The organism is Ruegeria sp. BHSB058 (assembly GCF_059613285.1).
On the sequence record NZ_JBXWSF010000045.1, the window covers coordinates 22,390 to 31,929 of the forward strand.

Genomic DNA, 9,540 nt, shown 5'->3' on the forward strand with positions numbered 1-9,540 from the left:
ACTTTTTCCCATACTTCGGTTTCTCGCATTCGGGGGCACCCGAAATCGGGAATGAAGCGTTCGTGGCGGTTTGTTCGCGGCGCATTTGGGAAAGGGATACGAATGAACAAGGCGATCACCGACGGTATCGAGTTCATGCCGCCTGCGTTCAAAAACGGGCTGGATGTCTGGTCAAGCGGCAATGGCACGCCCGGGTCGGACACATATGATGGGTCGGGAAGCGCGGCCTTTGTGCCGGCGGATGCCGATTTTGGCGGCTGTCTGGAAGTGCTGAAAACGAGCTCGCCACAAAAGATCCGGTACATGGGGCAGACTCCGATCCTGCCGGGGTGCTACTTGCAGATCAGGGCGCGGGTCAAAGCGGTAAGCGGGCCGCTGCCCACGGTCCGGATTGCCGGTTGGGCTGGTGGCGCAGGATACGTGCATGTGCCGGGTGTGATCGAGGTAGGACCGGCGACAACGCTTGCCTCGTATGGCAATGTTGTTGAGATTTCCGCCATTGTTGGCACCGGGTTTCGTGATGGCGTCGACATGTCCTGGGGCGTAAATGCGTTGTACGGTCATTTCGGGCTGAATATCGAGGGACCGAACGGTGCGGTTCTGCGGGTGGACGATATCGAGATCGAGGATGTCACTGGCGTGTTCCTGCGCGATCTGATCGGGTTGGTCGATGTCCGTGATTTTGGTGCCAGAGGGGACGGATCAACCGACGACTCTGCCGCCTTCGAAGCGGCCGATCAGGCGGCCGGCGGACGACAGGTTCTGGTACCCGAAGGCAGCTACTATCTCGGCCAGACCACCAGCATGAATGCGCGCGTCGAGTTTGAAGGCACGGTGACGATGCCGTCGAGTGAGATGTTGCTTTTGACAAAGGATTTCGACCTGCCGACCTATATATCCGCATTCGGCGACGAAACGCTGGGCTTCAAGAAGGCATTTCAGGCGCTTCTGAACAACTCGGATCATGAATCGTTGGATATGGGCGGGCGCAAGGTTTCGGTGTCAGAGCCGATCGACATGCAGGCCGCAGTTCCGAACCGGACCAGTTATGCCACCCGCCGGGTGATTCGGAACGGTCAGTTGGACGTTCAGGCCAACTCGGCCTGGGATACTCAGACCTTCACCTCGCAAGCGACCTATAGTTCGAGCACCCCATTTACGCTGAAAAACGTATTGAACGCAGCCAACATTCCTGTGGGCGCATTGGTGAAAGGCAACGGAGTGGGGCGCGAGATCTATGTGCGCTCGAAAAACGTTGGCGCGCAGGAAATCACGCTTAGCAATCCGTTGTATGATGCAGACGGCACACAAAATTTCACCTTTGTTGAGTTCAAGTACCTGCTGGATTTCAGCGGCTTCAGTTCGCTGCAGAAATTCGGGATGGAGGATATCGAGTTTCAGTGTAACGGCCGGTGCAGCGCCATTCGGCTCGCGCCTGCGGGCAACACGTTTTCGCTGAAGAACTGTTTTGTCAGCCGTCCGTTGGACCGCGGTATCACCTCAACCGGCGGCGGGTGTCAGGGGATGCTGATCGACGGGTGCCAGTTCCTGTCGACCGAGGAAAGCCTGAATGTGCCCGACCGAAGCTCGATCGCCCTCAATACCAACAACAACGACGTCAAGCTTCGCCACAACCGCGCGACCCGATTCAAGCATTTTGCGGTGCTGGGCGGTGACAACAACATGGTGCTGGGCAACCATTTCTTTCAGGGTGATGACGTGGCCAATGGCAGCCGTACAGCCGGGTTGGTCATAATTGGCACCTATTCCAGTTCGACCATCGCCGAAAACTATGTGGATAACTGTTTCATCGAGTGGACGAACGAACATGATCCCAATCCCGATTTCGTCTCTGGATTTTCGTTCAGTTCGATGAGCATCACCGACAACATATTCTTGTCGAGCGATGTGGCGCCATGGTTCAGTTACGTCGTGATCCGACCCTATGGAACCGGGCATTTCCTGAACGGACTGACGGTGACCGGCAACAAGTTCCGTTCGATCAATGGCAATATCGACCGGGCCGAGCGGGTGGATACGACATTTGCCGATTTGAACTATAGCCGGTTTGTGGACGTTTTCTTTGACGGCAACATGTTCCACGGGGTGAGTGCGAAAAGCGCCAATCCCCTGCGGTTGCGTCATTCTCAGAACACGGCAGTGCAAACCTGGGTGGTTGATCCGGGGCAAGACCTGGCCTTTGGCGGCTGGGCGCGTGGTTGCGACGGCGTATTGGCGGTGGACGCGTTGCAGACGGGGGGCAACGCGGTTCGCTATGCTGCACCTTATGTCAGAGTACAGCAGGGTTCAGGCAATGACCGGATACACATCGTCTGGCCCGAACCCCTGAAGGGAACGGTAGCGACCTCGATCCGCATCGACACATAGGACCAGCGGGCGGGCGCAATGCGCCCGTCTTTCCCTTAGAAGGTGCGCCAAATGGCCAGCTTAAGACCGGGGCGGGAGGTGGCCGAGTTCTTCTCGACCCCCAGAACCCACGTGGCTGTCCACTTCCGGGGCCGGATCATGATCGAAGGGGTCACGCTCCAATAAAGCGGGGCGTCGCTGATTGCCGAGGTTTCGATCTGCAGCAGCGGATTGAAGCGCCGACCCGAAAACAGACCCGCCGTGATATCGAGCTTTCGGATGGTGCTGCGCCCTTTTAGAAAGTCAGCAGCGGCGTCGACAGCCAGCCAGCCGTAAGCGTTCCGGATGCTGAACTCGCGCCCATAGGACAGTTTTAACCGGGTCATGGTGCGCGATTCAGTTTGCCTATGATAGGCGCCGATCCCAATCTCGGCGGCAAAGCGCCCCATCCGGTCCGAGGTCAGCAGTGGTATTCGGGCAAACAGCAACGCATGGCCGGCGATTCCTTGGTATTCATGCGCGTCGAAGCCGACGGTCAGCCGATCCCGAAGGCCCCATTCCAGATAAATCGAGTATTTGTTTCCGATCTGACCGCTGTCTTCGAGGTGGGTGGTGCTGGAGATCGAGGAAAACCCAACGCCCTTGTCGCGCATCCATGCTCCGGCCTGCGCGGGTCCCGCGGCCAGTAGACATAGAATTATGGCGATCAGATATTGGCGCACGAATTGTCCTCGTGCGGCGATCCTTCGCTAATCTAGGTTAACAGACGGTTACGCACAGATCGCGCGTGATGAAGTTTCACGAATTTTCGGGGGCGAATTCGAGGTATCAGCCCGGCAAGCCTGCCATGCGCAGACCGGAAATCAAATGATCGAGATCCTCGGGATTGCGCCACATATTTCGAAATCCGCTGGTCAGGGTCTCTATGGTGGCGTTGCCAAAGTCGAGGTTTCGGCTGTTCAATTCTTCGCGGCGGTGTTGAACGAAGGCCTGAAGTTCCAGGTGCGCTTCATCCAGCTTGCCCGACAGTGCATAGGCGGACACGAGAAACGCGCGGCCGACAGAGTTGAGCAGCGCTTCGCCGATAAGGGCGCCTACCGCCTCGTCATAGCGGCCCATAAAGAAATAGACTTGGCCTAGAATCCAATCGAGTGCCGGAGGGTGAAGCGGGTCGAGCCGCATGGCTTCGGTCACGATTTCAAGCGCCTTCGCATGGTGTCCCAAAAGCAGAAATCCGTATCCGCACCACGCCATCGATTCAGCTTCGTTGACGATCTGGGACAGGGTCTTGTCGAATTGTATTTCCGCTTGTTGCCAAAGCCGGGCACAAAGATACGCGTAACCGAGCTGATCCTGAATATAGACGTCGCGATTGTCCAGCGAGGCGCCCCTTCGGGCAATTTCAAGGGCCTTCCCGGGCGCGTCTTCATCGGCCAGACCAAGCCACAGGTCGACCACATAAGTATCCGCCAGGTACATGTAGACACGGGCGTATTCGGGGTCGAGTTCCACGGCCTTTTCCAGCAACTGACGCGCTTTGGCGGTGTCTTGCGCATTCAGACCATCGCGCAGCGCTTTTGCTTTCAGAAGAAGCTCATAGGCCTTCATGCTGTCCGTCGGCTTGTACGATATCCGATCGGCCACATCATGTTGCACGCGCCCGGGGAGCACGGCAATGATGCTGCGCGCGACTTCGTCCTGTACGTCGAAGACATCTTCGAGTTCGCGGTCGTACCTGTCGGCCCAGATGTGCTTGCCGGTTTCGGCCTCGACCAGCTGAGCAGTGACTCGCAGCCGTTTCCCCGCCCGGCGTACGCTGCCTTCGAGAAGGTATTGAACTCCGAGCCGTGCGCCGATTTCGCTTGCGGTCAGGTCCTTGCCCTTGAGGCTGAACGACGAGTTGCGCGCAATCACGAACAGTGTTCGGAAACGGGACAGGCCAGTGATTATATCTTCGGATATGCCATCGCTGAAGAATTCCTGCTCAGTATCACCGCTCATGTTGACAAACGGCATGACGGCAATCGATGGTTTGTCGCGTGCAGCCATTGCCGGTGCCGAAGTTGCAATGTGAGAAGGGGACCATTTGAAGATGTGGATCGGCCGGGTAAGGTTCTTGAGTTGGCGCAAACCGTGATCCACGAAAAAGGCGTCGATCTTGCTGGCAATGCTGTCATGCACCACCAAGGAAATGCAGATGCCGCCGATATCGGCTTCAGCTTCGAGGCGCGCAGCCACGTTTATTCCGTCACCATAAATTTCATCGCCGTCAAGAATGACGTCGCCAAGATTTATCCCGATACGTAGCCGGATTGGTGACGGTTGGGCGGCCATTCGTTGTTGAATGTCAATGGCGCAGCGCACGGCATCGACGACCGAATTGAACTCGACCAGCGCGCCGTCTCCTGTCAGCTTGTTGAGGTGTCCGTTGAAACGGCGGACGGCCGGGTCGAATTCGGTTTCGCGATGCAGCTTCAACCGGACCAGGGCGTCCTCTTCGTCGCGGGCCATCATCTTTGAATACCCAACGACATCGGCAGACAGTATCGCGCTGAGCCTTCTTTGCACCGGCTATCCTCCTGATTTGGAAGGGTACTGGTCTTTGATTTACTTTGCATAGTGTTTTCGGGTGCCGGGCGTTTGATGGCGAAGTGCGGTCGCTTGTTGCAAGTTCGGTTTTCATGGGTGCGCGTTCAGATAAAAGACCTTTCCAATCCCAGAAGTTACTGGATTAATGCCAGAAATCGGAAGCATTCCGAAAAACCTGTGCTAGGCTGGGATAAAAGAGGAGGAGCACGATGCCTAAAATTTCCAAGGACGCATCCATTCAGACCGTCATCACCACGTTCGAAATGACGCCGGGCACCTGTCAGGATCTGCTCGAGGCGCTGACCGACGCCTATTCCAACTTCATCTCGAAGCAACCTGGCTTCGTCGCGGCCGGATTGCATGTGAATGACGCGCAGACACGGATCGCCAACTATTCCCAGTGGCAACGGCGCGAGGATTTTCTGGCCATGCTGCGCACCGATGAAATGCGGGCGCGAAATCGTCAGATCAACGAACTGTGCAAAAGCTTTGAGCCGGTCATGTACGACGTGGCCGAGACGTTTGGGTGACCTGATTTGAATCAAGGCCGGACCGGCCGGGAAAGCGCAGACTCAGTCTATCTCAACAGGAGGCGCAAGCCCATGTACCACAACATTCTTGTTCCGATTTCCTTTGATTCCGAACGGGACGTCTCGGGCCCGCTGAAGCTGGCCGAGAAACTGGCCACCCCGGATGCGAAGATCACGTTGATGCACGTGGTCGAACACATTCCGGACTATGCCATCTCGTACATGCCCGCCGAGTATCTGACCGAGGCGCGCAAGGCCATCCAGGGCGAACTGGACGCATTGGCCGCCAAGCTGCCAAATGCGCGGGCCGAGGTAGTCGAGGGGCATTCGGGCCGAACAATTCTGGACTGGGCCGAGACCAACAAGCCCGATCTGATCATTCTGGCGTCGCACCGTCCGGGTATGCAGGACATCTTTCTGGGTTCCACCGCGACGCATGTGGTGCGCCACGCACAATGTGCGGTGCATGTGGTCCGGTAACTGCCGGTTCCGGCCCCGCGACAGGGGGCCGGATGCCTGCCACGTCATCAATGGGTGCAGCAGAAAGAGCCGTGCTGGGCATCCTTCATCAGGCGGTCGAAGTCGCTGCCTTTCATTTCGATCAGGGTCTTGTGGTCCCCGGCCTCGAACCAAACGCGGTCAAGCCCGGTCAGGCTGTCATCGATGATGGTCGGCACGTCATAGGCAGATCCTATGGGCGGTGCCGCCCCCAGATCGCAATCGTCAAAGACCTCTTCGACCTGCTCTTCGGGGGCCAGCCCGATGCGGCGCGACAGGATGGCTTGCAGGTTGGTCAGATCAACATGGTGGTTTGACGGAACGACGGCCAATATCGGTCCTTCCTCCATATGGATCAGGACGGATTTCGCCAGATGGTCGCCTGGTACATGCGCGGCTTCGGCGCATTCGGCGGCCGTGGGCGCATAAGGGTGCGGGATCATGTCAAACGGCAGTCCCCGGGCTTCGAGGTGGTGTTTAAGGCGCGTGGCAATGGTCATGGTGTCCTCCATGGAGCCATCGGCAACCCGGCCTTGCGCATCTGGCGCGCCAGGCGCCGAGTTTGGTGTGCGAGAAGCCCAGTCTGCGCCCATCGTCCGAGTCGGGCAAGTCTGTCGCTACAGATCGGATGCGGACAGGCGGTATGCCTTGCCGAATCCGGCGTTGAGCAGACCGTCGGTCACATCGAATATGACAAAGCGGAAATCGGCGAAATCTGCATAAAGCCCGGCCTTGGGGCGCAGCGACAGGTAGCGGCTGCGCATGCGGTCATGTTCCAAAGTGCCGCGTGGGATCAGCGCCGCCGTGCAATGCAGCGTCAGACGTGGATGGGTCAGCGGGTCGCCCTTGGGGCCAGGTTCCCCGATCAGAAGGGCACAGGCGGGGTTGGCGTCAAGCGCCTGCGTGTGGCCAGAGAGGGACGAGATCAACGAAATCGGTTGCCCGCAGCCGCTTGTGGCAAGCGCGACGCGGGTGACCGAGGGTAGGGCGGTATCCGGCTGCAGCACTGCCAGGGCCGCGTGGGTTGCACCCTGTACAAGGTCACGGGCCAGTGTGCGGGCGGTGTCATCGGCGGGCTGAAAGAGGTCGGTGCGGGTCATCGTGATGCCATAATCGAATTTTATCTCAGCATTCATGGCACAAGAGGCAATGTCGAGCGAAGAGATTATCCCAACCCCCCGGTCCCGCCAGCGCCACCGGCGGGCCGAGGCGTTGCGCAGAAAGGCGCTTTCGCCGGTGCGCATTCTGACCATGATCCTGGCGCTGCCGATTACGATCGCCTGTATCTCGTTTGGGGTCTACATGCGTACCAGCCCCTATGAACCGGACGAAGCCCTGTTGCATATCGTAGCACTGGCAGGCTGTGACGCAGCGAGGGCCGTGGGTGTGGCCCCCAGCTATCGCGGGATGGTGGGATATCACACGCGCAATGATCCGGATGGGGACGGGGTGGCCTGTGACGAGCCTCGCCCGGTGGCGGCTGGAACCTCAACCGCGTCGGCTGCCAAAGCACCAGTGCGGCAGGTAAAAGAACGGACAGTCGGCGGCGCAAAATTCGTGCGCCCCTGAACGTCGAGACTTTGTTGGCTGAGCAGGCTACGCCTCTGCTGGGCGATAGGCAAACCGATAGGCCAGCGCCACTCCGCCCGCGCCGCCGGCGATGTTGCCAAGTGTGACCCAGAACAGGTTGCTGAACGCAGCCGCCCAACCGATCCCTTCTCCCGCCAGTGCGCCCTGCGGTAGCAGGTACATGTTGGCGACCGAGTGTTCGAGGCCGAGCAGAACGAAACCCGCAATTGGCCAGAGGATCGCAAGAATCTTGCCCGCCGCTGTACGCGCGGCGAAAGTCAGCCAGACGGCCAGACAGACCAGCGCGTTGCAAAGCGCGCCGCGGGCGAAGGCTTCGACCGGCGACAGCGTCGCCTTACCCCGGGCGATGGCCTGGGCCGTCTCGCCCATCGGGCCGTCCAGCAGGCCGGTCAGCGCAAAGGCCACGGCCAGCCCGGCAGCGCCCGCAAGATTACCGGCATAGACCACCCCCCAGTTGCGCATGAGCGCGCGCAGGGTGATCCGCCTGTCAACTGCCGCCATGGTCATCAGTGCGTTGCCGGTGAACAACTCAGCCCCCCCCACCACTACAAGGATCAGGCCCAGCGAAAATACCACGCCGCCCAGAAATCGGGCCGGGCCAAACCCGGCATCCACGCCGGTCATCACCATGGTATAGGCTGCACCGCCAAAGCCGATGAAGGCCCCGGCCAGCAGGGCCAGTGTCAGGGTCTGGCCGGTGGCAAGGCGCGCCTTGGTCACTCCGGCGGTTTCGACCAGCCGGGCGATTTCGGCAGGCTTATAGGCGTCAAGGCCGGTGGGGTTTGCTTGTGTCATGGGCGCAGCATGACCGGATCGCCGCGTAAGCGTATTGATCGGGATCAAGGTGCGTCGGCCCAGTCAGCCCTTCATCGCGTGCAGCAGGTCAAGCAGGCGTTTGCGGTCCTGGCCATCGGAATAACCGCCGATGGCAAGGCGTTCTGCAATGTGCAGGCGCAGGCGCTCGTGCTGGGTCCGCACTTCCTCACCGGCGGTCTCGGCCAGTGTCTTCATGATCGCCGCAACCGCCTGCTTGCGCTTGGTGGTGGGGTTGGCAATGTAGTCGACAAGGCTCTGCTGACCGGAATCAGGAATATTTTCGGCCAGCGCGCGCAACTGGTCGCCGTTCGGTAAAAGCGGCGCGGGTGCGGTTTCAGGGGGCAGGATTTCCGGCAGGCTGCGCGGGGCTTCGCCCAGCACGTTGGCACCGTCGACAAAGGCTTCGGTGATCATTCGGGTTATTTTTATGGCGCGCGGATCGCGAAACAGGGCCGAAGCAATCGCCACGCCATAATCGGTATAGACCCACGGATTGACCCGACGCCCGCCGCGACCTCCGGGCCTTGAGATCACATTTCGTGATTGCAACGCTGTCACTTCGTCGTCAGACATCCGGAACATCGAAAGACGCCGCTGACAAGCTGGTCAGGGGTATCAAAAGGAAGACCCGCAAGCACTACTCGGCCGAGGAGAAGATCAGGATCGTCCTGGCTGGTCTTCGCGGCAAAGAGGCGATCTACTCAAGATCATCTGGTGGGATCAACAAGGTGCGTGTCTGTTCAGCAAACGCCTTGAGAATGGGCGGTTCGTTTTGGCCCGCTGCAAAGGACGGCAAGATCAACGTCACGCCTGCACAGCTTTCGATGTTTCTTGAAGGCATTGACTGGGGATGCCGCAGAAGACTTGGCGGCCATTGCGGACCGGATAGGTCGCGTGGGTTTCAACTCACTCTGCCTCGAGTTGAACGATATCGCGCCACGCATCCATGGTGGCAACACAGAGCTTAGGAAAATCTGCGGATGCCATCTCGTGGCGGGGAAGGTGAAACAGGCTTGCAATCAGCAGGGCTATCGACTCGCTAGCAACTGTATTTCTCAGGCGGTCTGAGCCGACCAGTTTTGCCGAGATTTTAGGAGTGCGTTCGCGATTGTAACGAGCTTTCTAGCGACTGCTGTGATGATGACTTTGT

Annotated in this window: 10 protein-coding genes and 1 pseudogene; 5 read left to right on the top strand and 6 right to left on the bottom strand. The window is 59.0% G+C overall.

The features are described 5' to 3' along the window. The first annotated feature begins 102 nt into the window (after window positions 1–102). Entirely contained in the window at window positions 103–2,388 is a 2,286-nt protein-coding gene (locus AC2FNB_RS12595) for a glycosyl hydrolase family 28-related protein (RefSeq protein WP_496746760.1), read from the top strand. A gap of 35 nt (window positions 2,389–2,423) precedes the next feature. Here AC2FNB_RS12595 and AC2FNB_RS12600 read toward each other — a convergent pair whose 3' ends face one another. Both AC2FNB_RS12600 and AC2FNB_RS12605 read right to left on the bottom strand, forming a co-directional pair. Continuing rightward, the gene (locus tag AC2FNB_RS12600; RefSeq protein WP_480750214.1) at window positions 2,424–3,089 is read right to left on the bottom strand and encodes a hypothetical protein; all 666 of its coding nucleotides are present in this window, start codon (window positions 3,087–3,089) and stop codon (window positions 2,424–2,426) included. A gap of 106 nt (window positions 3,090–3,195) precedes the next feature. Next, window positions 3,196–4,935 (bottom strand): adenylate/guanylate cyclase domain-containing protein, encoded by a 1,740-nt coding sequence (locus AC2FNB_RS12605; RefSeq protein WP_496746762.1) that lies wholly within the window; start codon window positions 4,933–4,935, stop codon window positions 3,196–3,198. A gap of 230 nt (window positions 4,936–5,165) precedes the next feature. Between AC2FNB_RS12605 and AC2FNB_RS12610 the strand changes: the two genes are divergently transcribed. Both AC2FNB_RS12610 and AC2FNB_RS12615 read left to right on the top strand, forming a co-directional pair. Further along, window positions 5,166–5,486, top strand: coding sequence for an antibiotic biosynthesis monooxygenase family protein (locus tag AC2FNB_RS12610; RefSeq protein WP_480750212.1), 321 nt, complete (start codon window positions 5,166–5,168; stop codon window positions 5,484–5,486). A gap of 72 nt (window positions 5,487–5,558) precedes the next feature. Then, a complete protein-coding gene (locus AC2FNB_RS12615) occupies window positions 5,559–5,966 on the top strand; it encodes a universal stress protein (protein ID WP_480750211.1) in 408 nt (135 codons plus the stop codon). A 47-nt stretch (window positions 5,967–6,013) separates the two neighbouring features. On the opposite strand, the gene AC2FNB_RS12620 is transcribed toward AC2FNB_RS12615, so the two are convergent. Further along, complete coding sequence (locus tag AC2FNB_RS12620) at window positions 6,014–6,484, bottom strand: aminoacyl-tRNA deacylase (RefSeq protein WP_480750210.1); 471 nt, start codon at window positions 6,482–6,484, stop codon at window positions 6,014–6,016. A gap of 117 nt (window positions 6,485–6,601) precedes the next feature. Beyond that, the gene (locus tag AC2FNB_RS12625; protein WP_496746769.1) at window positions 6,602–7,084 is read right to left on the bottom strand and encodes a HugZ family pyridoxamine 5'-phosphate oxidase; all 483 of its coding nucleotides are present in this window, start codon (window positions 7,082–7,084) and stop codon (window positions 6,602–6,604) included. Between the two features lie 34 nt (window positions 7,085–7,118). Here AC2FNB_RS12625 and AC2FNB_RS12630 point away from each other — a divergent pair, with 34 nt between their 5' ends. Beyond that, complete coding sequence (locus AC2FNB_RS12630) at window positions 7,119–7,553, top strand: excalibur calcium-binding domain-containing protein (RefSeq protein ID WP_496746772.1); 435 nt, start codon at window positions 7,119–7,121, stop codon at window positions 7,551–7,553. A 27-nt stretch (window positions 7,554–7,580) separates the two neighbouring features. Here the strand turns inward: AC2FNB_RS12630 and AC2FNB_RS12635 are convergent, their stop codons facing one another. Continuing rightward, window positions 7,581–8,369 (bottom strand): formate/nitrite transporter family protein, encoded by a 789-nt coding sequence (locus AC2FNB_RS12635; RefSeq protein WP_496746774.1) that lies wholly within the window; start codon window positions 8,367–8,369, stop codon window positions 7,581–7,583. A gap of 63 nt (window positions 8,370–8,432) precedes the next feature. After that, the gene (locus AC2FNB_RS12640; protein ID WP_496746777.1) at window positions 8,433–8,963 is read right to left on the bottom strand and encodes an ORF6N domain-containing protein; all 531 of its coding nucleotides are present in this window, start codon (window positions 8,961–8,963) and stop codon (window positions 8,433–8,435) included. 124 nt (window positions 8,964–9,087) lie between these two features. Here AC2FNB_RS12640 and tnpB point away from each other — a divergent pair. Then, window positions 9,088–9,225: pseudogene (tnpB, locus tag AC2FNB_RS12645) on the top strand (IS66 family insertion sequence element accessory protein TnpB); the annotation flags it as partial. Window positions 9,226–9,540: the final 315 nt, after the last annotated feature.